Genomic DNA, 25,436 nt, shown 5'->3' on the forward strand with positions numbered 1-25,436 from the left:
GCCGGTCAAGTCCTGCACAGGTCAGTGCAGGGTGTTACTTCGAGTAGAACTCGACGATCAGCTGCTCGGCGAGCGGAACATCGATCTGGGCGCGCTCCGGCAGCTGGTGGACCAGGATGCGCTGCCGCTCCCCGACCACCTGCAGCCATCCCGGGATCGGGCGGTCGCCCGCGGTCTCCCGGGAGATCTGGAACGGCACCGTGTTGATCGACTTGTCCTTGACGTCGATGATGTCGTACTGCGACACCTGGTAGCTGGGCACGTCGACCTTCACCCCGTTGACGGTGAAGTGGCCGTGGCTGACCAGCTGGCGGGCCATCCGACGGGTGCGGGCCAGGCCGGCGCGGTAGACCACGTTGTCCAGCCGGCTCTCCAGGATGCGCAGCAGTTCCTCGCCGGTCTTGCCGCCGCGGCGCACCGCTTCTTCGTAGTAGCGGCGGAACTGCTTCTCCATCACGCCGTAGGTGAAGCGCGCCTTCTGCTTCTCCTGCAGCTGCAGCCGGTATTCGCTTTCCTTGATCCGCGCGCGGCCGTGCTGGCCGGGCGGGTAGGGCCGCTTCTCGAATGCCTGGTCACCGCCGACGAGGTCGACGCCCAGCCGGCGGGACTTGCGGGTGGCGGGTCCGGTGTAACGAGCCATCTTTTTTCAGTCCTCCTAGACCCGGCGCCGCTTGGGCGGACGGCAGCCGTTGTGCGGCTGCGGTGTGACGTCGGAAATCGCGCCGACCTCCAGGCCGGCAGCCTGCAGCGAACGGATCGCGGTCTCGCGGCCCGAGCCCGGGCCCTTCACGAACACGTCGACCTTCTTCACGCCGTGCTCCTGCGCCTTGCGGGCGGCGTTCTCGGCGGCCAGCTGCGCGGCGAACGGGGTGGACTTACGCGAGCCCTTGAACCCGACGTGACCCGACGACGCCCAGGCGATGACATTGCCCTGCGGGTCGGTGATCGTCACGATCGTGTTGTTGAAGGTGCTCTTGATGTGCGCGGCACCATGCGGGACGTTCTTCTTTTCCCGCCGCCGAGTCTTCTGGCCCTTCTTGGGCCCGGTCGCTTTCTTCGTCGCCATGGGTCTTACCTGGCCTTCTTCTTACCGGCGATGGTGCGCTTGGGGCCCTTGCGGGTGCGCGCGTTGGTCTTGGTCCGCTGGCCGCGCACCGGCAGGCCGCGACGGTGCCGCAGGCCCTGGTAGCAGCCGATCTCGATCTTGCGACGGATGTCGGCCTGCACCTCGCGGCGCAGGTCGCCCTCAACCTTCAGGTTGCGCTCGATGTAGTCACGCAACTGGGTGAGCTGGTCGTCGGTGAGGTCCTTGCTGCGCTGGTCCTTGTCGATACCGGTCGCGGCCAGGATTTCGTTGGAGCGGGTACGGCCGATGCCGTAGATATAGGTCAGCGCGATCTCCATGCGCTTATCGCGCGGCAGGTCGACGCCCACAAGTCGAGCCATGGGGGGCATGCCCCTTTCATCTTCGTTACGGAGGTTGTGATCCCAGCCCGTTCCCGGCCGAAAGCTCCGGGGCCCGGCCTCCGATCCGGGCGTGTGTGAGCTGGCCCATCTCTAAAGATGCCAGCCGCTCACTGGTACTGGGAGGTCTGCATTCAGTTGTGGTCTGCGGGACTGAGCCCGGCGATGGCTAGCCCTGACGCTGCTTGTGGCGCGGGTCGGAGCAGATCACCATGACCCGGCCGTGCCGACGGATCACCCTGCACTTGTCGCAGATCGGCTTGACGCTGGGGTTCACCTTCACGGCTGCTGTGGTCCTGTTCTCATCGCTGGTTGACGTACGGGTGGAGCTTGTGCGGGATTACTTGTACCGGTAGACGATGCGTCCGCGGGTCAGGTCGTAGGGCGACAGCTCCACGACCACCCGGTCCTCCGGCAGGATACGGATGTAGTGCTGCCGCATCTTGCCGCTGATGTGGGCGAGAACTCGGTGTCCGTTCTCCAGCTCAATGCGAAACATCGCATTGGGCAGGGGCTCGACCACGCGACCCTCGACCTCGATGGCACCGTCTTTCTTGGCCATTGCTCTCCGGCGATCCTCCGTGTCTGGCTTACCTGTTACATGTGCATGCGCCCGCCGCGGCGCAGCATCGACTACGACTACAGAACGTGGGCCGGTGGCAGGAAATTCCAGGTGAATCGCCAAGAATCTCAGACTGGGCACGCAAGAGTCGACGCGGACGCCGCACCGTCGTCCCACGATACCCGCTGAACAGCCGGTCGCCAAAATCGTCGGCGGTGAGACACTGATTCCAGGCGGCACCCGCCGTCGCCACGCAGCGATGGGATGCACATGACCGAGGGACTCTCACTGAAACCCGACATGGGCCGCTACGCGGTTTGGACCTTCGGATCCCCCACTCCCGAGCAGGCGACCGAGATCGAACGGCTGGGCTACGGCGCGATCTGGGTGGGCGGCTCGCCGGCGCCTGAGCTCTCCTTCGTCGAGCCGCTGCTGGCGGCAACATCGACGTTGCAGGTCGCGACCGGAATCGTCAACGTCTGGTCGGCGCCGGCAGCGCAGGTCGCCGAGTCGTTTCACCGGATCGAGGACGCCTACCCGGGCCGGTTTCTGCTCGGGGTCGGCGTCGGCCACTCCGAAGCCACCGCTGAGTACCGCAGCCCCTATCGGGCGTTGACGGAGTATCTCGACGCCCTGGACGCGGACGGGGTGCCGACCAGCCGCCGGGTGCTGGCCGCGCTGGGTCCCAAGGTGCTGCAGCTGGCGGCGGAGCGCAGCGCCGGGGCGCATCCCTACCTGACCACCCCGGAGCACACCGCGACCGCCCGCGAGCTGGTCGGGCCATCGGTGTTCCTGGCGCCCGAGCACAAGGTGGTGCTCTCGACGGATGCCGCGGCCGCGCGCGCCGCCGGACGTGACGCGGTCGGCTTCTACTTGGGCCTGTCGAACTACGTCAACAACTGGCGACGGCTGGGCTTCGGCGACCGCGACGTGCGTGCGCCCGGCAGCGACCGGCTGATCGATGCGGTGGTGGCGCACGGCACGGCCGAGGACGTCGCCGCCCGGTTGGGTGAGCATCTGGCGGCCGGCGCCGACCAGGTGACGATCCAGGTGCTGGGCGGCTGGAAGCAGCTGCTGCCGACGCTGACGGAGCTCGCCGGGCCGCTGGGGCTGACACCGCGCGACTGAGGGGCGCCCCCGCCACCGCTAGGGTTGCCCCATGCGTCTGCTGGTCACCGGCGGCGCCGGGTTCATCGGCGCCAACTTCGTGCACAGCACACTCGCCCAGCACCCCGACGCCCAGATCACCGTGCTGGACGCCCTGACCTACGCCGGCAGCCGCGAGTCACTGGCCAACACCGCGCGCGAGATCGCCCTGGTGGAAGGCGACATCACCGATACCGCGCTGGTGGAGCGGCTGGTCGCCGACTCCGACACGGTGGTGCACTTCGCCGCCGAAACCCACGTGGACAACGCGCTGGCCGAACCCGAACCGTTCCTGCGTTCCAACGTGATCGGCACCTTCACCGTGCTGGAGGCGGTACGCCGGCACGGGGTACGGCTGCACCACATTTCCACCGACGAGGTCTACGGCGAGCTGGCCCTCGACGACCCGCGCCGGTTCACCGAGACGACCCCCTATCGCCCGTCGAGCCCGTACTCGTCGACCAAGGCCGCCGCCGACCTGCTGGTGCAGTCCTGGGTGCGCTCCTTTCGCATCCACGCGACGATCTCGAACTGCTCGAACAACTACGGCCCCTACCAGCACGTGGAGAAGTTCATCCCGCGGCAGATCACCAACCTGCTGACCGGACGCCGCGCCAAGCTGTACGGCAGCGGCGCCAACGTACGCGACTGGATCCACGTCGACGACCACAACGCCGCCGTCTGGCAGATCATGACCCGCGGGCATGCCGGGCGCACCTATCTGATCGGCGCCGACGGCGAACGCGACAACCGCAGTGTGCTGCAGACCATCCTGCGGCTGATGGGCCACGACCCCGACGACTTCGACCACGTGCCCGACCGGCCCGGCCACGATCTGCGCTACGCGATCGAGCCGTCGGCGCTGCGCGACGAACTGGATTGGAAGCCCGAGCACACCGACTTCGAGGCCGGCCTGCGCTCGACCATCGACTGGTATCGCGCCAACGAGCCCTGGTGGGCGCCCTTGAAAGAGGCCGCCGAAGCCCGCTACGCCGAGCTGGGACGCTGACGTGGCGTTCCGCGAACTGGCCGTCCCGGGAGCCTTCGAGCTCACCCCGACCCAGCACGCCGATGACCGCGGCGTGTTCTTCGAGTGGTTCACCGACGAAGAGTTCACCGCCTTCGCCGGGCACCGCTTCGACGTGCGCCAGGCCAACTGCTCGGTGTCGCGGGCCGGTGTGCTGCGCGGCCTGCACTTCGCCGAGGTGCCGCCCGGGCAGGCCAAATACGTCACCTGCGTGTCGGGGGCGGTCTTCGACGTCGTCGTCGACATCCGGGTCGGCTCACCGACATACGGGCAGTGGGATTCGGTGCTGCTGGACACCCAGAACCGCCGGTCGATCTACCTGGCGGCCGGCTTGGCCCACGGATTCCTCGCGCTGCAAGATGATTCGACGGTGATGTACCTGTGCTCGGCCGGTTACGACCCGCAGCGCGAACACACCATCTGCGCCACCGACCCGGCGATCGGCATCGACTGGCCGGCCGATCACCCGCTGGTGCTCTCCGCGCGGGACCGCGACGCACCGTCGCTGGCTGAGGTCCGGGCCGCCGGACTGTTGCCGGACTGGAAAGCCAACTGAGCAGGCACTGAACCATCGCGCGGCGCACGTCGTGATTGAGGTGTGGGGACGGCGCGGATCCTCGTTGTCGGTGCGGGCGTAGGCGGAATTTCCGCTGCGCGGGGACTGCTTCGCGACGGACACGAAGTCTCTGTCTTCGAGCAGGGCACCGACGTGCGGGCGGCCGGCGGCGCGGTGACCATCTGGCCCAACGGGGCCATGGTTCTTCGCCAGCTGGGCGTTGCGATGGACGGCGCCGGCCAGCGGCTGTCCACCGTCCGGGTTGTGACGTCGGCCGGCCGTCCGCTGGCCACGCTGGATCTGACCGCCATGGCCGACCGGCTGGGTGCGCCCGTTCGGATGGTTCCGCGCCGCGTGCTGCTGGAACGCCTGCTGGACGGGTTTCCGCGCGACCGCATCCACTGCGGCGCCCGGCTGGTCCTGGTGCACTCCAACCACCAGGGCGTGCGCGTCGGATTCGACGACGGCAGCCGCGCCGACGGAGACGTGCTGATCGGCGCGGACGGCCTGCATTCGCGGGTCCGCGACGTCGTCGGGGCGCGCCACGCCAACCCAACCGGCTGGTGCAGCTGGCAGGGACTGGTCACCCTGCCCGACGTCGCCGACACGGATGTCGCACTCGTCGCCATCGGCGAGCACGGGAACCTCGGGCTGTGGCCGGCCGGCGGCGGCGAGATTCAGTGGTGGTTCGACCTGCCGTGGTCGTTCGACTTCTCCCGACCGCAGCACCCGATCGAGGTGATCCGCTCGAAGTTCAGCGGATGGTCGGATGCGGCCGACCGGGTGCTCGCCGCCCTGACCGAAGACGATCTGGCCTCGTCGCCGTATCCGCATTTCCGCCATCCGATTCCGCCGCCGGGCCACGGCGCGCTCACTCTGCTCGGCGATGCGGCACACACCATGCCGCCCACCCTCGCCCAGGGAACCAATCAGGCGCTGCTCGACACGATGGTGTTGCGACAGGCGTTGTCGAACGTCGGCCGCACCGCCGTCCCGGGTGCACTGCGCACCTACGAGCGAAGCCGGAGACGCCGGGTGGCGACGGTGTCGCGGGTGGCGTCACTGCCGGTGTCCCACGGCGAGTCCGTTCTCAGGCCGGCGGCACTGATCCCGGACCGGTTCCACACCTGGGCGCTGACAACGTTTCTGCGGTGGTCCAGCCACCGCCGGATGGCCACCGAAATCAGCCAGGCGATCGGCAGACGGTGATGACGAGCCCGAACGATCCGGTACGAGTACGCGGCGCTATCGATGCGCCGGCACGCTGGTTGTGGCTGCTCAAATGGTGCGTGCTGGCCGCCCCGCACTACCCGATCCTGATCGGGCTCTACCTGGTCTATCCGCTGCTGACTCTCGTTGCGGGCGTGGCGATCCTGTTCACCGGGCGGTTTCCGCGGCCCATCTTCGACTTCAATGTCGGGGTGTTGCGCTGGTCGTGGCGGGTGATGAATTACCGGTTTCCGATGAATGCCACCGACAAGTACCCGCCTTTTGCGTTGGCGTCCCGGTCCGACTATCCCGCCGATCTGCACGTCAGCTACCCCGAACGGTTCAGCCGGTGGGCGGTGCTGGTGCGATTGCCGTTGGCGCTGCCGCAGGTCATCGTGTGCTGGGCGATGGAGCCGCTGCTGCAGGTGCTGTGCGTGATCAACGCCGGGTGGTTGTTGTCCATGGGGACGGTGTCGCCGAGCCTGTTCGACCTGTTGATGGGCATGGCGCGATGGCGCTACCGGGTGGCCGCCTACGTCTCGCTGATGCGTGACGAGTATCCGCCGTACCGACTGGATATGGGCAGCCGATGATGCGCGGTAATCCGTTGTTCCCGTACGTGTATCGGCTTGGCATGCCGGTCTTCGATCGGCTGTTCTATCGCCGCTATCGCCGGGCGGCGATGAGCCACACGACCGGGCGGTTGCTGATGCTGGGCCTGGGCCCGGGTAGCGACCTGTTGTTCATTCCGCCCGCGGTGACGTCGATCGCCGCCGTGGAGCCGGTGGCGGCGATGCGGCGGATGGCCTCAGCGCTCGCGCGCCGGCACGGTATCGAGGTCACGGTCGTAGACGGAATCGGTGAGTCGATTCCATTCCCGGACAATAGTTTCGACTCGGTGCATGTCGGGCTGGTGTTGTGCTCGGTCGACGATGTCGCCGCCACCCTCACCGAGATCCGGCGAGTGCTCGCGCCCAATGGCCGGTTGGTCGTGCTGGAACATGTCCGCGGCGACGGTGCCCTGGGCCGATTCCAGGACCTGATCGCCGGACCGTGGTCGTGGCTGGCGTCCGGGTGCAGGCCGAACCGGCGCACCGTCGACGCCATCGCCGCGGCCGGGTTCGACACCACCACACTGCGTCGCGTCCGGCGCACTCCGGTGCCGCCGCCGTGCACACCGCATCTGCAGGGATTCACCACCGTGAGAAAGGAATTCTGATGAACCGATTATTCGCCCTCGCCACCGTTGGCGGGGTGGTCCTGCCCGCCGGGCTGAGCCCACTGGGCGCCACTCTCACCTCCCCCACCGGCCCGCCTGATGACGTCTGGTCGATGGACACCGTGTTGGCCGGTCAGACCGACAACTTGGGGCTGCTCGCGACCACACCGTTGGACGGGTTCCAGTTCCCGGACCTGACGTCCCTCGGGTCAGAACCCGTCGACAGTGTCTCGGATCCCGACTTTATAAGCAATATCCACGATCTCGGCATCCTCACCCTCACATCGGCGGCCGACCCGGACGACGATTACGTTGCGTTCGCCATCCAAACACCACTCTTCACCGATATCTTGACGTCAGGCGCCGACCCCGAGGGGACCTTGGGCTTGGGCGACGCAAGCATCGGCCTGGCCGGGGCGACGGTGAACACCTTCGAGAGTTCGGTCTTCTCGTTCCTCGACGGTTCGTTCACCCTTCCCTTCCCGGATCCGTTCGCCGATCTGTTCACTTTGCTTGTCCAACTGGGCTTTTAGCATCTATTCGACGCTCACCGCCGCGATGATGTTCAGCCGCGCCGCCCGCCGCGCCGGCGGCAGCGCACCGAGCAGGCTGATCACCAACGCACCCAGGGTGAACGCAGCCGCCATCGGGCTGGGCCGGAAGGTGACGGCGAAGTTCATGATGTCCGCGCTGACCAGGCTGTAGAGCCACTGGTCCAGCAGGCCGAGCAGCAGCCCGAACGCACCGCCGACGGCACCGATGCCCACCGCCTCGGCCAGCACCATCCGCACGGTGAACCGGCGGCTGGCTCCCATCGCCCGCAACACCCCGAGTTCGCGGCGGCGCTCCAGCACCGACAGTGTCAGCGTGTTGAACAGGGCGACCGCGGCCACGATCACCACGATCACCAACACCGCGTTGGCGATGAACATGCTCTGGTGCAGCGGCGCCTCGAGTCCCGCCAGCGCCGCGTCGCCGTCGTAGACGTGGTTGGGCGCGGGTACCGCCCGGCGGACGTCGTCCACCAGGTGCCGGCGATCCACCCCGGCGGCCGCGGTGATCTGCAGGGTGGTCGCCACCGGCCGGTCGAACCACGTCCGCAGGCGATCGAGGCTGATTCCGACGGTGCCGATGACCGTGGAGAAGTACGGCACCAAGGCCAGCACCGTCGTGCGCTGCGGGCCGTGCGGCGTCTGGAGCTCCAGCTGATCGCCCACACCGACATGCAGCGTCCTACCAAGATTCGCCGACAGCACCACGCCGCGGCCGGTGAGCACGTCCTCCCGAAGCGGCGGGCTGAGCGCGCGGTACAGCGGATCGTGGGTTCCCGGGGCGAACCCGTCGAGCAGGACGCGGGTGCCGCCGACCACGGCGAAGCCGACGGCGCCCTCGGTGACCCGTGCGACGCCCGGCACCGCGGCCACCGTGTCGGCGAGGCCACTTGGCAGCGCATCGGTGGGATAGCTGTCGGGCGGATCAGCACTTACCCACACGTCGGCTCCCGCGGCCGGCGCGAAGACACCGCGCGCCGAGGCGACCATGTCGGCGTTGGTGCCGGTGATCATCACCGTGGTGATCACGGCGATGAGCACGGTCATGACGGTGGCCCACACCCGCCGCGGCGCACGTTGAATGGTCGCAGCCGCCAGTGCCCCAACGGTTCCGAAGAGCCGAGAGGTGGCGGCGGTGGCATTCACGATCGGTGTGGTGAGCGCGAATCCGATCGCGATCTCGGCGCAGAACAGCGCGATCATCCCGGCGAACGCGAGGGAGCCGTGCCGGGCGAGCACCATCGCGATCGCTGCCGCGAACACCGCGAGCGCCACCACTCCGCTTCCGACCCGCAACCAGCGAGGTACCACGTCGGCCGCCGACGCCCCGGGCGGCGCGAGGGCCTCGATCGGCGCGACCTTGTAGACCTGCCGGGTGGTCATCGCCGCGGCGGCCACGCCGGTGAGTACCGTCGCCGCCAGCGCGGCCGGAATCGCGTAGCCGGGCAACAGGTATTCGACCCGGGCCTCCAGCCCCTGCGTTATGGCCGGCGGCAATCGGCCGATCGCCATGCGGCCGGCGAAGATACCGGCGCCCGCCCCGAGCGCACCACCGATCAGCCCGAGAATCGCGGCCTCGGCCAGCATGTCGCGCACGATCATGGCGCGTCGGCCCCCGATCGCCCGCAGCATCGAGATCACCGGCCGGCGCGCGGTGATCGCCATGGTCATGGTGGTGTAGATCAGGAACGCGCCGACCACCAACGCGACCGCCGCCCCCATCAGCGCCATGTAGTTCATCAGCTTGACCCCGTCGCCGGCCCGAGCCGCCCGCAGACTCGGATCCGCGACGACCGCCCGGCCGCCCACGGCGGCGGTGACCGCGGCGCGCACGGCCGCCAGGTCGGCACCGGGTTTGACGGTGATCAACAGCGAGTCGAGTTGCCCCATGCGTCCGGTGACGTTCTGCGCCAACGCAAGCGGGGCCAGCACGTAGTGGCCGCCGTTGAGGTCGGCGAGCTGCTTGCCGGCCAGTACCTCGGCGACGACGACCGAACCCGAACCCAGCTGGAACGTCTCGCCTTCCGCATGAGCGACACCGGGCCCGACCCGCACGCCATTGGGCTGCCGCACCCCCGGCGGTGCGCCGACGGCGCTCTTGAGAGCTCCCTCCAACGCGGCGCTGCTCGCGTCCGCACCGAGCAACAACACCGGGCCCGCGGCAGTGGCCGCCGACGTCCGGATCATCGGTGCCGCGGTCGCCACGCCGGGCACCGCGGCGACCTCTGTGACGATGCTGTCGGGAAAGCCGGAGTCGGTGATACCGGATACCTCCAAAGACGCGATGCCGGCGATCTGATCGGCCAGCCGGTTCACCGATCCGGTGATGGATCCGAAGATGCCGAAGATCGCGACCAGATACAGGGCGGACACCGCCATGACGGCGATCGAGGCGGTGGTGCGCCGACGGTGCACGGCGAGTTCACGCACGCTGAACACGCGCAGCCGGCTCGCGGCCGCCATCGCCGTGGCCGGTTTCATCTCGCGACCAGTGCGGCGTCGGAACCGACCCGACCGTCCTGCAGGGTGATCACCCGATCGGTGGCCGCTGCGGCATCACCGTTGTGGGTCACCATGACCACCAGCCGCCCGCGGCTGCCCTCGTGTGCCACCTCGGCGAGCAACGCCAGAATCGATGCGCCGGTGGTGGAATCGAGGTTCCCGGTAGGTTCGTCGGCCAGGATCAGCGCCGGGTCCATCATCAGCGCTCGCGCCACCGCGACCCGCTGCATCTGGCCTCCGGACAGTTCCGCCGGGCGGTGCTCGGTGCGGTTGCCCAGACCCACCCGGTCCAGCAACCGGACCGCATCGGCGCGGGCCCTGCCCAGCCGGACACCGTCGAGCAGCGTCGGGACCGCCACGTTCTCCCACGCCGACAGGGTGGGCAGCAGGTTGAAGAACTGAAAGACGAACCCCACCTGATGATGGCGAAACCGGGACTGTTCCTCATCGCCAAGCCGGCCGATCTCGTCGCCGTCGAAGGCGATGGAACCGGTATCCGGGGTGTCCAGTGCGCCGAGCAGGTGCAGCAGCGTACTTTTGCCCGCCCCCGACGGCCCGACGATCGCCACGAACTGTCCGCCGGTGAGGTGCAGACTGATCCGGTCGAGCGCCCGCACCGCCTGATCACCGACCCGGTACTCGCGCACCACATCGCGAAGGTCGATGGTGAGTGCGCGCTGGTCACGTCCTCTGGTCATGGTCCTCCCGCGGGGCCGCGCACCGCCGATACGAATACCACGAGTCCGGCCCGCGAACGGTTCGAAAACGAATACGACCCCCTCGCATTTACTAGGATGTCCTAGTATTCTCGGGGTCGGGCCGGTTCCGGCTCACCACCACAGTCACGGGGATGACGCATGACCACACAGATTTCGCACTTCATCGACGGCAAACGCGTCGCTGGCAGTTCGCAGCGCACCGCCGACGTCTTCGATCCCAGCACCGGCGCGGTACAGGCGAAGGTCCCGCTGGCCGACGCCGCCGAGGTCGACGCCGCGGTCGCGGTGGCCGCGGCCGCCCAAAAGAACTGGGCCGCCTACAACCCGCAGCGCCGGGCCCGCGTGCTGATGCGCTTCATCGAGCTGGTCAACGCCAACATGGACGAATTGGCCGAGCTGCTCTCCCGCGAACACGGCAAGACCGTGGACGACTCCCGCGGCGACATCCAGCGCGGCATCGAGGTGATCGAGTTCGCCATCGGCATCCCGCACCTGCTCAAAGGCGAGCACACCGAGGGCGCCGGTCCGGGCATCGACGTGTTCTCGCTGCGCCAGCCGCTGGGCGTCGTCGCCGGGATCACCCCGTTCAACTTCCCTGCGATGATCCCGCTGTGGAAGGCCGGCCCCGCGCTGGCCTGCGGCAACGCGTTCATCCTCAAGCCGTCCGAGCGCGACCCCTCGGTCCCGGTGCGCTTGGCCGAACTCTTCTTGGAGGCCGGCTTGCCGCCCGGGGTGTTCCAGGTGGTGCACGGCGACAAAGTGGCGGTGGACGCTCTGCTGGGCCACCCCGACATCGCCGCGGTCGGTTTCGTCGGCAGCTCCGACATCGCCGAGTACATCTATTCGACCGCCACCGCGAACGGCAAACGGGCACACTGCTTCGGCGGGGCGAAGAACCACATGATCGTGATGCCCGACGCCGACCTGGACCAGGCGGTGGACGCGCTGATCGGCGCCGGATACGGCAGTGCCGGCGAGCGCTGCATGGCGATCAGCGTGGCGGTGCCGGTCGGTGAGGAGACCGCGGAGGCGCTTCGCTCCAAGCTGGTCGAGCGGGTCAACCAGTTGCGGGTCGGACACAGCCTGGACCCCAAATCCGACTACGGACCGCTGATCACCGAGGCCGCACTCGCCCGGGTCCGCGACTACATCGGGCAGGGCGTGGAAGCCGGCGCCGAATTGGTGGTCGACGGCCGGACCCGCGCCGCCGACGACCTGGAGTTCGGCCTTCCGGACGGGCCGGCCAGCCTCTCCGGGGGCTATTTCATCGGGCCCACCCTGTTCGACCACGTCACCACCGACATGTCGATCTACACCGACGAGATCTTCGGCCCGGTGCTGTGCATTGTCCGGGCGGCCAATTACGAAGAGGCCCTGGCATTGCCGTCCGAGCACGAGTACGGCAACGGGGTGGCGATCTTCACCCGTGACGGCGACACCGCCCGCGACTTCACCTCCCGGGTGCAGGTCGGCATGGTCGGGGTGAACGTGCCGATCCCGGTGCCGGTGGCCTACCACACCTTCGGCGGCTGGAAGCGGTCCGGCTTCGGCGACCTCAACCAGCACGGCACCGCGTCGATCCAGTTCTACACCAAGGTCAAGACCGTCACGCAGCGCTGGCCCTCCGGCATCAAGGACGGCGCCGAATTCCACATCCCCACAATGGGTTAACGACCCAGACTGTGAACACGACTATGGATGACGAAGAACGGGTAATCGTCGAGACCGCCGCGGCGTTCGCCGAGAAGCGTCTCGCCCCACACGCCCTGGAATGGGATGAGACGCACCACTTTCCGGTGGACGTGATGCGGGAGGCGGCCGAGCTGGGGATGGCCGCGATCTACTGCCGTGACGACGTCGGCGGGTCCGGGCTGCGCCGCCTGGACGGGGTGCGCATCTTCGAGCAGTTGGCGATCGCCGACCCGGTGATCGCCGCCTACCTGTCGATCCACAACATGTGCGCCTGGATGATCGACAGCTACGGCACCGAAGAGCAGCGCAAGAACTGGGTGCCCAGGTTGGCGCCGATGACCTCGGTCGCCAGCTACTGCCTCACCGAACCGGGGGCCGGATCCGACGCCAGTGCGCTGAGCACCCGCGCGGTGCGCCAAGGCGGCGACTACGTGCTCGATGGCGTCAAGCAGTTCATCTCCGGCGCCGGTGTCTCGGATGTGTACGTGGTGATGGCCCGCACGGGCAGCGAGGGCCCACGGGGCATCTCGGCGTTCATCATCGAAAAGGACACGCCCGGACTGAGTTTCGGTGCCGCCGAGCAGAAGATGGGCTGGAACTCCCAACCGACCGCGCAGGTGATTCTCGACGGGGTGCGGGTGCCCGCCGAGGCGATGTTGGGCGGCCCCGATGGCGAAGGAACCGGCTTCTCGATCGCGATGAACGGCCTTAACGGTGGCCGGATCAACATCGCGGCCTGCTCGCTGGGCGGCGGTCAGGCCGCGTTCGACAAGACCGGCGGCTACCTGGCCGACCGGTCGGCGTTCGGCAAGGCACTGCTCGACGAGCCGACGATCCGCTTCACCCTCGCCGACATGGCGACCGCACTGGAGACCTCCCGGCTGCTGCTGTGGCGCGCGGCGACCGCGCTCGACGACAACGCGCCCGACAAGGTCGAACTGTGCGCGATGGCCAAGCGCTACGTCACCGACGCCTGCTTCGACGTCGCCGACCAGGCGCTGCAACTGCATGGCGGCTATGGGTATCTGCGCGAGTACGGTCTGGAGAAAATCGTCCGGGATCTGCGGGTGCACCGCATCCTGGAGGGCACCAACGAGATCATGCGGATGGTGATCGGCCGGGCCCAAGCCGCCCGCGTCCGGTCTGGCCAGTAGCCGGCGCAAAGGAGATACATGGCGATCGTGGCGTTCCTCGGCCTGGGCCACATGGGCGGGCCGATGTCGGCCAACCTGGTCACCGCCGGGCACACCGTGCGGGGCTTCGACCCGGTGGCGGCGGCCGCCGCGGCCGCCGAGCAGCACGGGGTGAGCATCCAGCCGTCAGCCGCCGATGCGGTGGCCGGCGCCGACGCGGTAGTCACCATGCTGCCGCACGGGGACGCGGTGAAGCGCTGCTACGCCGAGATCCTCACCTGCGCCCGGCCCGACACCCTGTTCATCGACAGCTCCACGATCTCGGTCAACGACGCCCGCGAGGTGCACGCGCTGGCCGGCTCGCACGGGTTCGCCCAACTCGACGCCCCGGTGTCCGGCGGTGTCGCCGGTGCGGTCGCCGGACGACTGGCCTTCATGGTCGGCGGCAGCGAAGAAGCAGTGACACGGGCGAAACCGGTGCTGGAACCGATGGCCGCCAAGATCATCCACTGCGGTGCCGCCGGCGCGGGCCAGGCCGCCAAGATCTGCAACAACATGGTGCTGGCCGTGCAGCAGGTCGCAGTCGGCGAGGCGTTCGTGCTGGCCGAAAAACTCGGTTTGGCCGACCAGGCGCTGTTCGACGTGATGACCGGGGCCACCGGAAACTGCTGGGCACTGCACACCAACTGTCCGGTTCCCGGCCCGGTGCCCACGTCCCCGGCGAACCGCAACTTCGAGCCGGGTTTCGCCACCGCGCTGATGAACAAGGATCTTCACCTGGCGATGGACGCGGTGGCGTCGACCGGCGCGAACGCCCCGCTGGGCAGCCACGCCGCGGCGATCTACGCGGACTTCGCCGCCGAACACAGCGCCGAGGACTTCAGCGCGGTGATCAACCACCTGCGGGAGAGCTGAGCGCCCCACCGGCCTGCCGACTACTTCGCGATTGCCATCAGCGCACCCGGCCGTAGCCAGCCGATGATCTTCACGAGCGTGGCGTCATCGATCGCCACGCAGCCCGCCGTCGGCCCGCCGTCGGTGGTGTGAAAGAAGTAGGCGGAGCCGTCACCGGGTGTGCGGGTTTTATTGACACCGATGACCACCGCATGCCGGTACTGCGGGATGGCGAGGTTCTCACTGGCCGCCGTGTTGAACGGGCACTGGGCTTTCTTGCAGACCTGCATGGTGTTGTAGGTCGGGCTGTTGGAGTCGCTGTCCCACCAGTGGTCGGATCCGACCTGCACATACGGCAGGCCACCGCCGGGATTCGGAGCGGTGCCGAACGCCGAATCGAGCGTGTAGAACCCCATCGGGGTCGACGGCTCACCTTCCTTGGTTTTCGGCGTGATGCCCGCCGAGCCGACATGTGCCGGAATCCCGGCCGCGACCGGTTCCCAGCCCGCGGCAGTCCGCTGATAGACGTCGATCTTGGCGGTCGAGTGACCCACTCCGACAACCGAAACCACCTGGGTGGCGTTGCCGACCGCCTCGGCGAACCACGGTTCGACGACGGCCGCGGCCGGTGGCGCGGTCACCGATGTCATGCCCATCGCACACAGCGCCGCGCACAGCAGAACCAGCAGTCGACGCACCACATCATCGTCGATGACCGGTGGCGTCAGCGTCAATTAACCAGTGCCGTCATCAACCTGCTTCGCGGCAGCTGAACCGGGCCACCACCCGCTGCGCCTGCAGCTCCCGGCACCCGTTGGCCGACAGCCCGTCGTAGCCGTCGGTGTCGGCGAAGATCGCCGGCAGGCCGATGGCCGCGGCGGTCCGGGCGCCGGCCTCGGATCCGGCGATCACCAGCGACTCACCGGCGACGATGCCCAGCTCCCACAACGCCAGCCGGTAGAGCTCGGCGTCACCGGCGGGACCGGTGAGGTCCTCGGCGGTCACGACGGTCTCGGTCATGCCGTCCCCAATCAGTTCCCGCACCCGGGCCTGCACCGCGTCGCGCGGTCCGGCGCCGACCACGGCCACCCAGAGACCGGTGGCGAATAGGCTCAGCACCAGGTCCACCAGGCCGGAGCGGGGCTCGCCGTCGGCGTCGGCAAGGGCATCGATATCGAAGATCACCGCTTGTAGGGGGTACACCTCGGCGTCGGTGTGCACCTGGTCCCACCAGAACGGGCGGCCGGGACTGGTCCATGTCGCGAGCTCAGTTGTGATCGGCATAACAGCAGGGTGCCCGAGAACGGGCGCGGGCGTCCTCCCCCATTCGGGGGAACTGCCCGGGGTAAACCGTCGGAGCTTATTCGGGCCTTATTGTCATGTCATGCCCGTGCGACTGGTCCTCGTCGACGATCACGAGATGGTGATCGAAGGCCTGCGGGCCATGCTCACCGCGTTTTCGAACCGGATCGAGGTGGTCGGGCAGGCGATCAACGCCGAGCAGGCACTGGCCGTGGTCGCCGAGACCGACCCCGACATCGTGCTGTGCGACGTACGGATGCGCGGCGAAAGCGGTCTGGACCTCTGCCTGGCGCTGCGGGAACGCGACCCGGAACGCCGGGTGGTAATGCTCTCGGTCTACGACGACGAGCAGTACCTGTTCGAGGCACTGCGGGTCGGTGCCAGCGGCTACCTGCTCAAGAGCATCAGCAGCGACGATCTGGTGCATCAAATCGAGATGGCCCACCGCGGCGAGACGGTGATCGATCCCGGCCTGGCGGCCCGGGCCGCCGGCACCGCCGCCCGGCTGCAACGCGACGAATTCTGGCCCGGCGCCCGCCAGGGCCTGACCCAGCGCGAAAGCGAGATCCTGGCCTACATGGTCAGCGGGCTGTCCAACCGCGGCATCGCCACCAAGCTGGTGATCGGCGACGAGACCGTCAAGAGCCACCTGCGGTCGATCTACCGCAAGCTGGGGGTCTCCGACCGCACCGGCGCGGTGGCCACCGCACTGCGCGAAGGCATCTACCGGTGAGCTCGGCGGGCCAGAACCGGTCCCGCGGCCGCAAAGCCACCGCGGTACGGGACTTCGTCGACGCCAACCACGAGCTGGCGCTGCTGCGTGAGCTCATCCAGGCCGCCTCCAGCGGGCCCGGCGTGGAACCGCTGGCCGCCGCGGCCGCCCGGATGATCACCGCGGCCACCGGCACCGACGTCTGCTTCGTGCACGTCCTCGACGACACCGACAGGTCGCTGACTCTGACCGGGGCGACGCCGCCGTTCGACACCGAGGTCGGCAAGATCCGGCTGCCGCTGGGCTCCGGGGTGTCGGGGTGGGTGGCCAGCCATCGCGAACCGGTGGTGATCAGCGACAACAAGGAGGCCGACCCGCGCTACGTGCCGATCGAGTCGCTGCGCGGACGCGACTTCACCTCAATGGTGTCGGTGCCGATGGAGACCGATCCGGGCGGGCTGGTGGGCGTGCTCAACGTGCACACCGTGGCGCGCCGCGACTTCACCCCCAGCGACATCGAGCTGCTGCGGGTGATCGGCCAGCTCATCGCCGGAGCCATGCACCAGGCCCGGCTGCACCGGCAGCTGGTGGCCCGCGAACGCGCCCACGAGCTGTTCGTCGAGCAGGTGATCGAGGCCCAGGAGATCGAGCGACGCCGGCTGGCCGGTGACATCCACGACGGCATCTCGCAGCGGCTGGTGACGCTGTCCTACCGGCTCGACGCCGCCGCCCGGCTGGTCGCCGCCGACCCCGACGAGGCGTCGGTGCAGTTGGAGGCCGCCCGCGAGCTGGCCGGGCTGACGCTGCAGGAGACCCGGGTGGCGATCAGCGGGCTGCGGCCGCCGGTGCTCGATGACCTCGGCCTGGCCGGCGGGCTGGCCAGCCTGGCCCGGTCGATCCCGCAGCCGCGCATTGAGCTGGACCTGGACGAGACCCGGCTGCCCGAGCACATCGAGCTCGCGCTGTACCGGATCGCCCAGGAGGGCCTGCAGAACGTCGTCAAGCACGCCGCGGCCACGCTGGTGCGGCTGCGGTTCGCCGTTGCCGCCGATCCCGACACCGCCCGGCTGGAGATCGTCGACGACGGCGTGGGTTTCGACACCTTCGAGCATCCGGTGGGCGGCGACGAGATGGGCGGCTACGGGGTGTTGTCAATGGCCGAGCGCGCCGAGCTGGTGGGCGGGCGGCTCAACATCCGGTCGCGCCCCGGCGCGGGTACCGCCGTCACCGCCACCATCCCGATCCCCTCCCCCTCCGCACGAGACGCCGGCTAAAAGTCCCCGGCATGCCGCCGCAGGGTCTCGATCGCCTTGGACAGGCTGCGGGACTCCTGCTCCGACATTCCGATGTCAGCGAACACCTCGCGGTTGAGGCCGGCGGTCGCCTCGGCCACCGTCGAGCGACCCAGATCGGTGATGGACACCAGTGTGGTGCGGCCGTCGGTGGGATGCGGCAGCCGTTCCACCAGACCGGCGGCCTCGAGCCGCCGAATCGCGTGCGTGACGCTGGTGACGTGGACCTGCAGCCGGTCGGAGGCCTTGGTGATCGGCAGGGCGCCGGAGCGGCTGAACGCCAGCAGCCGCAGCAGCTCGAACCGGGAGAAACTCAGGTCGTAGGGCCGCAGGGTGGCTTCCACCCGGGCCAGCAGGATCTGGTGAGCGCGCATCACCGAGGTCACCGCCACCATCCCGTCGGCGACCTCCCCCCACCCGGCGCGTTCCCAGTTGGCGCGGGCCAGCGCGATCGGATCGGGCTCGCCGGCAGGGTCGGGGTGATAACAGGCCACGCCCCTTATTACCGCACGTGCCAAATACGCGCGGGACAGAAACACCCTCGGATATCAGAAGCCCAGCGGCAGGAGTGCAACCCACAAATCGGTGAGCGGATCCGTGAACGGGATGGTCGTCGTGCTGTCGAGGGCCGGGTCCATCGAATCCCTGAACGTGTTGACCGTCTCGTCGACCGTTCCTGCGGTCACGTCCGCGGGCAGCCCCAGGCCGGGATCGGCCAAGGCCAAGTGATCCGAGGGGTCGATGCCCGATGTCAATACGTCGGTGATGCCGAGGGACGGTATCTGGAAAACGATCGCATCAAAGTGTTCGTCCGGATCGGCGAAGCCCTGGTCGGTGAAGAACCCGAAATTCTGCACGGGTCCACTCAGAAAATCTGCGTCGGGGGCCGGGGGCGAGATGACCGTGATGCCGTCGCCGTCGTCCGCGTGGGCGAGCGGGCCGGCCGTCAACGAGATGAGCGCGACGGCCAGGAAAGCGCCGGCAGCCGTGCCGAGACCCAGTGTGATTCGGATAGCACCCATGAGAGCGACTCCACTTCGTGAATGGGTTGGTGATGAAGGTGATACGACCCATTCATGAATTCAGTTCAGACGCGAACAGAAATAGTTCGCGTCGGCAGAGTCAGACCTGCGTCAGGATCCGGGGCCCGTCGTCGGTGACGGCGACGGTGTGTTCCCAGTGCGCGGCGCGGGACCCGTCGGCGGTGACCACCGTCCACTCATCCTCGAGGATGCGGGTCTGGTCGGTGCCCAGGGTCAGCATCGGCTCGATCGCCAGCACCGATCCGGCCACCAGCAACGGCCCGCGGCCTGGCGCCCCCTCGTTGGGCAGGAACGGGTCCATGTGCATCTGGCGACCGATACCGTGGCCGCCGTAGCCCTCGACGATGCCGAACGAGCGGCGGAACTGCGCCGACGCGGCGCGGGCGCCGGTTTCGATGGCGTGCGAGACATCGCTGAGCCGGTTGCCCGGGACCATCGCCGCGATCCCGGCTTCCATCGACTGCCGGGTGGCCGCCGACAGGTCCTCGTCGGCCGATGACAGGGTGCCGATGCCGAATGTGACGGCTGCGTCGCCGTGCCAGCCGTCCAGGATCGCACCGCAGTCGATGGACACCAGATCTCCGGCCACCAGCACCTCGCTCGACGAGGGGATGCCGTGCACCACTCGGTCGTTCACCGAGCTGCAGATGGAGGCGGGGAAGCCGTGGTAGCCCAGGAACGACGGCGTGGCCCCCGCTTTCCGGATTACCGACTCGGCGACCTCGTCGAGCTCCCCCGTCGAGACGCCAACGGCAGCGGTCTCACGCACCGCGGCCAGTGCGGCGGCGACGACGGCGCCTGCCGCGGCCATCGCGTCGAGCTCCGCCGGGCTGCGATGCGGCACCGCCTTGCGTCGCTTCGCCCACCCGATCACTTAGCGTCCCAGGGCGCTCAACGCGCGCGCGAACACCTCATCGAGCGTGCCGAGTGCATCTACCACGTGCAGCTCGTGCTCGTCCTGGTAGTAGTCCAGTAGCGGCGTGGTCTCTTCGCGGTAGACGATCATGCGGTTGTGGATCACCTCGGCGGTGTCGTCCGCGCGGCCACGTGCCTTGAGCCGCTTGAGCAGTTCACTCTCGGTGACCCGGAACTCCAGCACCGCATCCAGCTTGGTCTGGCGGCGTTCCAGCATGTCGTGCAGCGCCTCGGCCTGCTCCACGGAACGGGGGTAGCCGTCCAGGATGAATCCGCCTGCGGCATCGGGCTGGTCGAGCCGGTCCTCAACTAGTGCGTTGGTCAGCTCGGGGGGCACCAGGTCGCCGGCATCGAGGTATTGCTTGGCCTGCCGGCCCAGTTCGGTGCCCTCGGCGATGTTGTGCCGGAACAGGTCGCCGGTGGAGATCTGCGGGACGCCCAGCTTCTCGGCCAGTTTGACGGCCTGGGTGCCCTTGCCCGCCCCGGGCGGTCCCAGCAGTACGACTCTCACTTGAGGAACCCTTCGTAGTTGCGCTGCATGAGCTGGCTCTCGATCTGCTTGACCGTGTCAAGCCCGACGCCGATCATGATCAGCACCGCGGTGCCACCGAATGGCAGGTTCTGGACCGTCCCGGAGTTGCCCATCTGCAGGAACAGGTTGGGCAGCACCGAGATCACACCCAGGTAGATCGAGCCCGGCAGCGTGATCCGGTTCAGCACGAAACGCAGGTAGTCCGCGGTCGGGCGGCCCGGCCGGATGCCCGGGATGAAGCCGCCGAACTTCTTCATCTCGTCGGCGCGCTCGTCGGGGTTGAACGTGATCGACACGTAGAAGTAGGTGAAGAAGATGATCAGGCCGAAGTACACGCCGATGTAGACCAGGTTCGACGGGTCGGACAGATAGGTGCTGACGGCCTTGTCCCACCAGCTGTTGCCGGCGCCGCCGCTGCCGCTGCGAACCAGCTGGGTCACCAGCTGCGGGATGTAGATCAGCGACGAGGCGAAGATGACCGGGATGACGCCGGCCTGGTTGACCTTGAGCGGCAGGTAGGTCGAGGTGCCGCCGTACATCCGCCGGCCGACCATCCGCTTGGCGTACTGCACCGGGATACGGCGCTGGCCCTGCTCGACGAAGACCACGCCGACGACGATGACCAGCGCAGCCAGACAGACCATGGTGAATACCAGGCCGCCGCGGGAGTCCAGGATCGTCTTGCCCTCGATCGGAATACGTGCGGCGATACCGACGAAGATCAGCAGCGACATGCCGTTGCCGATGCCGCGCTCGGTGATCAGCTCACCGAGCCACATCACCAGCACCGCACCGGCGGTCATCACCAGCACGATGACGATCAGGGTGAAGATGCTGTGGTCGGCGATGATGTCGTGGCGCAGGCTGCAGGTCTGCAGCAGTCCGCCGTTGGCGGCCAGCGCGACGATGGACGTGGCCTGCAGCACCGCCAGCGCCACCGTCAGGTAGCGGGTGTACTGCGTCATCTTGTTCTGGCCGGACTGGCCTTCTTTGCGCAACTCCTCGAAGCGCGGGATGACCACGGTCAGCAACTGCACGATGATGCTCGCGGTGATGTAGGGCATCACGCCGATGGCGAACACCGTCAGCTGCAACAGCGCACCGCCGGAGAACAGGTTGATCAGTGAATAGACCTGCGCCGCCTCACCGCCGCTGACCTCTTTGATGCACTGCTGCACGTTCTGGTAGTCGACGCCGGGCGACGGGATGGCCGCCCCGAGCCGGTATATGACGATGATGCCCAGGGCGAACAAGATCTTGCGCCTCAGGTCGACCGTCCGCAGTGATGAGATGAAAGCCGAGAACACTCTTCTCCTCCTGCGCAGCCGAGGTCCGGTCGCGGCGTGCCATTGGGCTGGTTTGTTCCGGCCCGGTTAGTCCTGGGGTGGTCCTGCGCTTCCGCGTCGACGCGCCGACCGATCATGAGGCGGCCACGCGTGTACTTCAGGCGCGTCAGCAGTCTACGAGACTAACAGCTCAGCGCAGCGGGCCGGGCGGCCGCAGCGACGCGCTGTCAGCGGACCACCAGCCGGTGGGCGTACAGTCGACGACAGCTCGTTAAATCAGCTAATTAATTTCCGGCGCTGCGTCGCCGGTAACCATTGGAGAGTTCGAGAATGAAACAAACCGGCCGAGTTCCCGGAGACACCTGGGATCTGTCCTCCAGTGTGGGCGCCACCGCGACCATGGTGGCGGTGGGCCGCGCGGTGGCCAGCCGTGGAAACGGCACCGACCGGCCGCTGATCAGCGACCCCTACGCCGAGCCGCTGGTGCGCGCGGTGGGCGTGGACTTGTTCAGCAGGCTCGCCAGCGGCGAGCTCAGCCCGGCCGACTTCGACGACGGCGAGGCCGACGACGGTGCGACGATGCTGTCCCGGATGTCGGACAACATGGCGGTGCGCACCCGCTTCTTCGATGAGTTCTTCCTCGACGCGTGCACCGAGGCGGGCATCCGGCAGGCCGTCATCCTGGCCTCCGGGCTCGACGCGCGCGCCTATCGGCTCGACTGGCCGGCCGGCACCACCGTCTTCGAGATCGACCAGCCCGACGTGATCGAGTTCAAGACCCGGGTGCTGGCCGCCCAGGGCGCCCAGCCGGCCGCCGATCGCCGGCCGGTAGCCGCCGACCTGCGTGACGACTGGCCGGCCGCGCTGCGGGCGGCGGGTTTCGATCCGGCCGCGCCGACCGCCTGGAGCGCCGAGGGCCTGCTGGCCTACTTGCCCGCCGACGCTCAGGACCGGCTGCTGGACACCGTCACCGCACTGTCGGCGCCGGACAGCAGGTTCGCCGTCGAATGCACCCCGCCGCTGGACCCGTCCGACGAGGACACCGCACGCAGGCGGATGCGCGAGGCCGCGGAGCGGATGCGCAGCCGCGGCCTGGATCTCGACCTCACCGAGCTGGTCTACTTCGGTGATCGCAATGAGGCCCCCGGCTACCTCGCCGAGCGCGGCTGGCGTCTCGAGAGCCGCACCATCAACGAGCTGTTCGCCGCGCACAGCCTCCCCGAGCTCGAGGAGGCCGACAGCTACGGCGGGTTGACCTACGTCACCGCGATCCTGGGATAGGAGGCAGGCGATGGCTCGCAGCGACAACGACAGCTGGGATCTGGCGTCCAGCGTGGGCACGACCGCCACCATGGTCGCGGTCGGCCGCGCGCTGGCCAGCCGGCAACCCGACGCGCTGATCGACGACCCGTTCGCCGCGCCGCTGGTGCGCGCGGTGGGCATCGATTTCTTCAACCGGCTGCTCGATGGTGGGCTGGACCCGGCGGTCGCCGCGGATGCCGAGGCCACCGCCGGGCCGATGACCGAGGTGATGGCGGTGCGTACCCGGTTCTTCGACGACTTCTTCCTGCAGGCCGCCGCCGCCGGTATCCGGCAGGTGGTCATCCTGGCCGCCGGACTGGATTCGCGGGCCTATCGGTTGGGGTGGCCGGACGGCAACGTCGTTTACGAGATCGACCAGCCGGAGGTGATCGAGTTCAAGTCCCGAACCCTGGCCGAGCTCGGCGCCGAGCCGACCGCGGAGCGCCGGACGGTCGCCGTCGACCTGCGCGACGATTGGCCGGACGCGTTGCGCCGCAGCGGGTTCGACGAGACAAAGCCGACCGCGTGGAGCGCCGAGGGGCTGCTCATCTATCTGCCGCCGGAGGCCCAGGATCGGCTGTTCGACAACATCACCGCGTTGAGCGCGCCGGGCAGCCGGCTGGCCACCGAATACCACCCCGACGGCGCGGCCGCACTCACCGATTCGAATCAGTCGGTGGGCCGGCGCTTCGCCGATCAGGGCCTGGATCTGGACATGGCCGATTTGGTCTTCGCCGGCGAGCGGCGACCCGCCGGTGAATACCTGACCGAACACGGGTGGCAGGTCAGCGGACGCACCCGGACCGAGGTCTTCGCCGCCTATGGCCGCAGCTTCCCCGACGAGGCAGAAATCGTTGCGCGACTGCGCAACTCAGTGGCGATCGAGGCGATTCGCGCCTAAGCGCTAGGCCACGTCGAAGTCCGGCAGCGCCAGATCGGGCGCCGCGAGGCCGTGGTCCCCGCCGAGCAGTCCCCACACGTCGCTGAACTCCGCCGACAACGGCGGATCGGTCGGCGCGATGGTTCCCACTCCGGTCATGTGCGCGACCGCCTGGGCGAGCGCCTCAGTCGCGCCCACCGCCAGACCGCCGGTGAACTTGATGGCCTGCTGGGCGAATTCGGCCAGTCCGCTGATCAAGAAGATGTCCTGGTCGACGATCGGCTGCAGGTAGTTGCTGATGTCGTTGATGAATTTGTCGAGGAAGTACGGAACGGAGGTGAACAGCGTACGGATGGCGAGCGTGATGTCGTTGCCGATGTTGGGATAGCCGAACATCGAGATCGCTGCCAGCAGCGCCTGTTTGAGGTCGTCGGGCTGGACGAAGCTGTTCAGGATGCTCGGGTCGGTCATCGAGACTCCATCGAAGTCCGACCGCATCGGCGCACCGAACAGCGCCAAGATCGTCGGCGTGATGTCGGCGATCGAGAAGTTCAGGTTCTGGCCGCCGTCAGTTGTGTGGTCTCCGGCCTGATCGAAGATGACGAACTGCGATGTCTCGTTGGGCGACTGGAAGCCGTGGCCGAAGCCCAGTGACTGCTGGTGGCCGTGGTCGGTGGTGATGATGACCGACCAGTCGTCGCCGGTGGCCGCCTTGACCTGGGCGACTGCGGCCAGGATCTCCTTGATATTGGCTCCGACATTCATGACGGCCTGCGCGTACTCCGGCGACCCGCCGCCGAACCCGTGTCCGGCCTCGTCGACCTGCACCTGGTAGGAGAACAGAAAGTTCGAGATGTTCGGACTGTCCGCGGTCGCCAGGATCTGGGCGATGGTCTGCGCGGTGACCTGCGCGTCGGTGGTGGCCCAGTCGTCCTGGAAAGGGATCAAGAAGTTGTTGTCGGCCGGGTGGGCGCCCGCGGCGCCGATGCCGTTGATGTAGTCCCAGTCGGCGACCACCGTGGTGTTGATATTCGGGTCGTGCGCCTCGAGCAGGTTGAACACCGTCGGCCAGGCGTTGTACGGCGTGGGAGTGAACAGGTTATTGATCACGCCATGCTTGGTGTCCCACACTCCGGTGAGAATCGTCGACCACGACGGACCGGAGATCGTGGTGTGGTTCACCTCGCTGGCGGCCCCGGTGATGCCCTGATCCATGGCCACCTTGAACCCGCTGTCGTCGCCATAGGCGTACTGCAGGATCTTGTCGAGGTTGGTGCCGTCGGTTCCGATCAGCAGGACGTGCTCTGCGGTCAGCAGCCAGTCCAGCGCAGACGGCCCCACATAACCGATCGGCGCCCCGATCGCGGCCCCCGTTCCGGCGACGAGACTCGCGACGGCCGTACCACACAGAATCTGCTTGATTGATGTCACGATCGTTTCCCTCGTCGAAGTTCCGCCCACTGGCGGCGACACTAGCAGAACACCCAGGGAAAACTCA

General features: G+C 68.1%; 29 protein-coding genes. 14 read left to right on the forward strand and 15 right to left on the reverse strand.

The features are described 5' to 3' along the window. Positions 1-34: 34 nt before the first annotated feature. The 5 genes from rpsD to infA all read right to left on the reverse strand — a co-directional run bounded on the left by rpsD (position 35) and on the right by infA (position 2,026). Positions 35-640 carry a 30S ribosomal protein S4 gene (rpsD, locus tag A5648_RS07465; protein WP_013830210.1) on the reverse strand — a complete coding sequence of 202 codons (606 nt, stop codon included), beginning with the start codon at positions 638-640 and terminating at the stop codon, positions 35-37. Positions 641-655: 15 nt separating this feature from the next. Continuing rightward, on the reverse strand, positions 656-1,066 hold the full coding sequence (rpsK, locus tag A5648_RS07470) for a 30S ribosomal protein S11 (RefSeq protein WP_013830211.1): 411 nt from the start codon (positions 1,064-1,066) through the stop codon (positions 656-658). Positions 1,067-1,071: 5 nt separating this feature from the next. After that, positions 1,072-1,446 (reverse strand): 30S ribosomal protein S13, encoded by a 375-nt coding sequence (rpsM, locus tag A5648_RS07475; RefSeq protein ID WP_024443769.1) that lies wholly within the window; start codon positions 1,444-1,446, stop codon positions 1,072-1,074. A 187-nt stretch (positions 1,447-1,633) separates the two neighbouring features. After that, on the reverse strand, positions 1,634-1,747 hold the full coding sequence (rpmJ, locus tag A5648_RS07480; protein ID WP_003879483.1) for a 50S ribosomal protein L36: 114 nt from the start codon (positions 1,745-1,747) through the stop codon (positions 1,634-1,636). Positions 1,748-1,804: 57 nt separating this feature from the next. Then, positions 1,805-2,026, reverse strand: coding sequence for a translation initiation factor IF-1 (gene infA / locus A5648_RS07485; protein WP_065023936.1), 222 nt, complete (start codon positions 2,024-2,026; stop codon positions 1,805-1,807). A 270-nt stretch (positions 2,027-2,296) separates the two neighbouring features. On the opposite strand from infA, the gene A5648_RS07490 reads away from it, so the two are divergent. Genes A5648_RS07490 through A5648_RS07520 form a run of 7 tightly spaced genes read left to right on the forward strand, consistent with a single transcriptional unit; the run spans position 2,297 to position 7,716 of the window. Next, entirely contained in the window at positions 2,297-3,154 is an 858-nt protein-coding gene (locus A5648_RS07490; RefSeq protein WP_065023968.1) for an LLM class F420-dependent oxidoreductase, read from the forward strand. Between the two features lie 31 nt (positions 3,155-3,185). Further along, positions 3,186-4,181, forward strand: a complete 996-nt coding sequence (rfbB, locus tag A5648_RS07495) for a dTDP-glucose 4,6-dehydratase (protein WP_065023937.1) — start codon at positions 3,186-3,188, stop codon at positions 4,179-4,181. 1 nt (position 4,182) lies between these two features. After that, positions 4,183-4,755 carry a dTDP-4-dehydrorhamnose 3,5-epimerase gene (gene rfbC, locus A5648_RS07500; RefSeq protein WP_065023938.1) on the forward strand — a complete coding sequence of 191 codons (573 nt, stop codon included), beginning with the start codon at positions 4,183-4,185 and terminating at the stop codon, positions 4,753-4,755. Between the two features lie 42 nt (positions 4,756-4,797). Continuing rightward, a complete protein-coding gene (locus tag A5648_RS07505) occupies positions 4,798-5,964 on the forward strand; it encodes an FAD-dependent oxidoreductase (RefSeq protein ID WP_234787350.1) in 1,167 nt (388 codons plus the stop codon). Next, complete coding sequence (locus tag A5648_RS07510) at positions 5,964-6,557, forward strand: DUF4389 domain-containing protein (RefSeq protein WP_065023939.1); 594 nt, start codon at positions 5,964-5,966, stop codon at positions 6,555-6,557. Before A5648_RS07505 ends, A5648_RS07510 begins: the two co-directional genes overlap by 1 nt. Next, positions 6,554-7,183, forward strand: coding sequence for a class I SAM-dependent methyltransferase (locus tag A5648_RS07515; RefSeq protein ID WP_065023940.1), 630 nt, complete (start codon positions 6,554-6,556; stop codon positions 7,181-7,183). The genes A5648_RS07510 and A5648_RS07515 overlap by 4 nt, the downstream gene beginning before the upstream one ends. Beyond that, positions 7,183-7,716 (forward strand): hypothetical protein, encoded by a 534-nt coding sequence (locus A5648_RS07520; RefSeq protein ID WP_065023941.1) that lies wholly within the window; start codon positions 7,183-7,185, stop codon positions 7,714-7,716. The genes A5648_RS07515 and A5648_RS07520 overlap by 1 nt, the downstream gene beginning before the upstream one ends. Before the next feature lie 3 nt (positions 7,717-7,719). Here A5648_RS07520 and A5648_RS07525 read toward each other — a convergent pair whose 3' ends face one another. Both A5648_RS07525 and A5648_RS07530 read right to left on the reverse strand, forming a co-directional pair. Further along, a complete protein-coding gene (locus A5648_RS07525) occupies positions 7,720-10,215 on the reverse strand; it encodes an ABC transporter permease (RefSeq protein ID WP_065023942.1) in 2,496 nt (831 codons plus the stop codon). Beyond that, entirely contained in the window at positions 10,212-10,934 is a 723-nt protein-coding gene (locus A5648_RS07530; protein ID WP_065023943.1) for an ABC transporter ATP-binding protein, read from the reverse strand. The genes A5648_RS07525 and A5648_RS07530 overlap by 4 nt, the downstream gene beginning before the upstream one ends. 159 nt (positions 10,935-11,093) lie before the next feature. Here A5648_RS07530 and A5648_RS07535 point away from each other — a divergent pair, with 159 nt between their 5' ends. Genes A5648_RS07535 through mmsB form a run of 3 tightly spaced genes read left to right on the forward strand, consistent with a single transcriptional unit; the run spans position 11,094 to position 14,695 of the window. Beyond that, complete coding sequence (locus A5648_RS07535; RefSeq protein ID WP_065023944.1) at positions 11,094-12,626, forward strand: CoA-acylating methylmalonate-semialdehyde dehydrogenase; 1,533 nt, start codon at positions 11,094-11,096, stop codon at positions 12,624-12,626. 23 nt (positions 12,627-12,649) lie between these two features. After that, positions 12,650-13,801, forward strand: a complete 1,152-nt coding sequence (locus A5648_RS07540) for an isobutyryl-CoA dehydrogenase (protein WP_065023945.1) — start codon at positions 12,650-12,652, stop codon at positions 13,799-13,801. A gap of 18 nt (positions 13,802-13,819) precedes the next feature. After that, a complete protein-coding gene (gene mmsB / locus A5648_RS07545) occupies positions 13,820-14,695 on the forward strand; it encodes a 3-hydroxyisobutyrate dehydrogenase (protein WP_065023946.1) in 876 nt (291 codons plus the stop codon). A gap of 20 nt (positions 14,696-14,715) precedes the next feature. Here mmsB and A5648_RS07550 read toward each other — a convergent pair whose 3' ends face one another. Together A5648_RS07550 and A5648_RS07555 are read right to left on the reverse strand one after the other, a co-directional pair. After that, positions 14,716-15,372 (reverse strand): L,D-transpeptidase family protein, encoded by a 657-nt coding sequence (locus A5648_RS07550; protein ID WP_065023970.1) that lies wholly within the window; start codon positions 15,370-15,372, stop codon positions 14,716-14,718. A gap of 52 nt (positions 15,373-15,424) precedes the next feature. Further along, positions 15,425-15,958 carry an HAD family hydrolase gene (locus A5648_RS07555; RefSeq protein WP_064855355.1) on the reverse strand — a complete coding sequence of 178 codons (534 nt, stop codon included), beginning with the start codon at positions 15,956-15,958 and terminating at the stop codon, positions 15,425-15,427. A 100-nt stretch (positions 15,959-16,058) separates the two neighbouring features. Between A5648_RS07555 and A5648_RS07560 the strand changes: the two genes are divergently transcribed. Next, a complete protein-coding gene (locus A5648_RS07560) occupies positions 16,059-16,709 on the forward strand; it encodes a response regulator (RefSeq protein WP_065023947.1) in 651 nt (216 codons plus the stop codon). Continuing rightward, complete coding sequence (locus A5648_RS07565; RefSeq protein ID WP_065023948.1) at positions 16,706-17,962, forward strand: GAF domain-containing sensor histidine kinase; 1,257 nt, start codon at positions 16,706-16,708, stop codon at positions 17,960-17,962. Before A5648_RS07560 ends, A5648_RS07565 begins: the two co-directional genes overlap by 4 nt. On the opposite strand, the gene A5648_RS07570 is transcribed toward A5648_RS07565, so the two are convergent. The 5 genes from A5648_RS07570 to secY all read right to left on the reverse strand — a co-directional run bounded on the left by A5648_RS07570 (position 17,959) and on the right by secY (position 21,777). Further along, positions 17,959-18,474 (reverse strand): MarR family transcriptional regulator, encoded by a 516-nt coding sequence (locus tag A5648_RS07570; RefSeq protein ID WP_109470715.1) that lies wholly within the window; start codon positions 18,472-18,474, stop codon positions 17,959-17,961. The genes A5648_RS07565 and A5648_RS07570 overlap by 4 nt on opposite strands. Positions 18,475-18,528: 54 nt before the next feature. Continuing rightward, positions 18,529-19,002: a hypothetical protein gene (locus A5648_RS07575; RefSeq protein WP_065023949.1), complete on the reverse strand. Its 474-nt coding sequence runs from the start codon at positions 19,000-19,002 to the stop codon at positions 18,529-18,531. Between the two features lie 100 nt (positions 19,003-19,102). Next, positions 19,103-19,897, reverse strand: a complete 795-nt coding sequence (gene map, locus A5648_RS07580) for a type I methionyl aminopeptidase (protein WP_065023950.1) — start codon at positions 19,895-19,897, stop codon at positions 19,103-19,105. Continuing rightward, on the reverse strand, positions 19,898-20,449 hold the full coding sequence (locus A5648_RS07585; RefSeq protein WP_065023951.1) for an adenylate kinase: 552 nt from the start codon (positions 20,447-20,449) through the stop codon (positions 19,898-19,900). Beyond that, positions 20,446-21,777 (reverse strand): preprotein translocase subunit SecY, encoded by a 1,332-nt coding sequence (gene secY, locus A5648_RS07590; RefSeq protein ID WP_065023952.1) that lies wholly within the window; start codon positions 21,775-21,777, stop codon positions 20,446-20,448. Before secY ends, A5648_RS07585 begins: the two co-directional genes overlap by 4 nt. 309 nt (positions 21,778-22,086) lie before the next feature. Between secY and A5648_RS07595 the strand changes: the two genes are divergently transcribed. Both A5648_RS07595 and A5648_RS07600 read left to right on the forward strand, forming a co-directional pair. After that, on the forward strand, positions 22,087-23,037 hold the full coding sequence (locus A5648_RS07595) for a class I SAM-dependent methyltransferase (RefSeq protein ID WP_065023953.1): 951 nt from the start codon (positions 22,087-22,089) through the stop codon (positions 23,035-23,037). Positions 23,038-23,047: 10 nt separating this feature from the next. Beyond that, positions 23,048-23,959 carry a class I SAM-dependent methyltransferase gene (locus A5648_RS07600; RefSeq protein WP_065023954.1) on the forward strand — a complete coding sequence of 304 codons (912 nt, stop codon included), beginning with the start codon at positions 23,048-23,050 and terminating at the stop codon, positions 23,957-23,959. Between the two features lie 3 nt (positions 23,960-23,962). Here A5648_RS07600 and A5648_RS07605 read toward each other — a convergent pair whose 3' ends face one another. Then, positions 23,963-25,369 carry an alkaline phosphatase family protein gene (locus A5648_RS07605; protein ID WP_065023955.1) on the reverse strand — a complete coding sequence of 469 codons (1,407 nt, stop codon included), beginning with the start codon at positions 25,367-25,369 and terminating at the stop codon, positions 23,963-23,965. Positions 25,370-25,436: the final 67 nt, after the last annotated feature.

Origin of the sequence: Mycolicibacter sinensis, from assembly GCF_001673565.1 — a bacterium.
Classification (GTDB): domain Bacteria; phylum Actinomycetota; class Actinomycetes; order Mycobacteriales; family Mycobacteriaceae; genus Mycobacterium; species Mycobacterium sinense_C.

Excerpts from the sequence above, each read along its gene's own strand:
- A5648_RS07530 (WP_065023943.1), bottom strand. The coding sequence starts at position 10,934 with ATGACCAGAGGACGTGACCAGCGCGCACTCACCATCGACCTTCGCGAT.
- A5648_RS07595 (WP_065023953.1), top strand. The coding sequence starts at position 22,087 with ATGAAACAAACCGGCCGAGTTCCCGGAGACACCTGGGATCTGTCCTCC.
- infA (WP_065023936.1), bottom strand. The coding sequence starts at position 2,026 with ATGGCCAAGAAAGACGGTGCCATCGAGGTCGAGGGTCGCGTGGTCGAG.
- A5648_RS07490 (WP_065023968.1), top strand. The coding sequence starts at position 2,297 with ATGACCGAGGGACTCTCACTGAAACCCGACATGGGCCGCTACGCGGTT.
- rpsM (WP_024443769.1), bottom strand. The coding sequence starts at position 1,446 with ATGGCTCGACTTGTGGGCGTCGACCTGCCGCGCGATAAGCGCATGGAG.
- mmsB (WP_065023946.1), top strand. The coding sequence starts at position 13,820 with ATGGCGATCGTGGCGTTCCTCGGCCTGGGCCACATGGGCGGGCCGATG.
- A5648_RS07575 (WP_065023949.1), bottom strand. The coding sequence starts at position 19,002 with ATGGGTGCTATCCGAATCACACTGGGTCTCGGCACGGCTGCCGGCGCT.
- rpsD (WP_013830210.1), bottom strand. The coding sequence starts at position 640 with ATGGCTCGTTACACCGGACCCGCCACCCGCAAGTCCCGCCGGCTGGGC.
- A5648_RS07520 (WP_065023941.1), top strand. The coding sequence starts at position 7,183 with ATGAACCGATTATTCGCCCTCGCCACCGTTGGCGGGGTGGTCCTGCCC.
- A5648_RS07555 (WP_064855355.1), bottom strand. The coding sequence starts at position 15,958 with ATGCCGATCACAACTGAGCTCGCGACATGGACCAGTCCCGGCCGCCCG.
- A5648_RS07535 (WP_065023944.1), top strand. The coding sequence starts at position 11,094 with ATGACCACACAGATTTCGCACTTCATCGACGGCAAACGCGTCGCTGGC.
- A5648_RS07560 (WP_065023947.1), top strand. The coding sequence starts at position 16,059 with ATGCCCGTGCGACTGGTCCTCGTCGACGATCACGAGATGGTGATCGAA.
- rpsK (WP_013830211.1), bottom strand. The coding sequence starts at position 1,066 with ATGGCGACGAAGAAAGCGACCGGGCCCAAGAAGGGCCAGAAGACTCGG.
- rfbB (WP_065023937.1), top strand. The coding sequence starts at position 3,186 with ATGCGTCTGCTGGTCACCGGCGGCGCCGGGTTCATCGGCGCCAACTTC.
- A5648_RS07540 (WP_065023945.1), top strand. The coding sequence starts at position 12,650 with ATGGATGACGAAGAACGGGTAATCGTCGAGACCGCCGCGGCGTTCGCC.
- A5648_RS07515 (WP_065023940.1), top strand. The coding sequence starts at position 6,554 with ATGATGCGCGGTAATCCGTTGTTCCCGTACGTGTATCGGCTTGGCATG.
- A5648_RS07510 (WP_065023939.1), top strand. The coding sequence starts at position 5,964 with ATGACGAGCCCGAACGATCCGGTACGAGTACGCGGCGCTATCGATGCG.
- A5648_RS07600 (WP_065023954.1), top strand. The coding sequence starts at position 23,048 with ATGGCTCGCAGCGACAACGACAGCTGGGATCTGGCGTCCAGCGTGGGC.
- A5648_RS07525 (WP_065023942.1), bottom strand. The coding sequence starts at position 10,215 with ATGAAACCGGCCACGGCGATGGCGGCCGCGAGCCGGCTGCGCGTGTTC.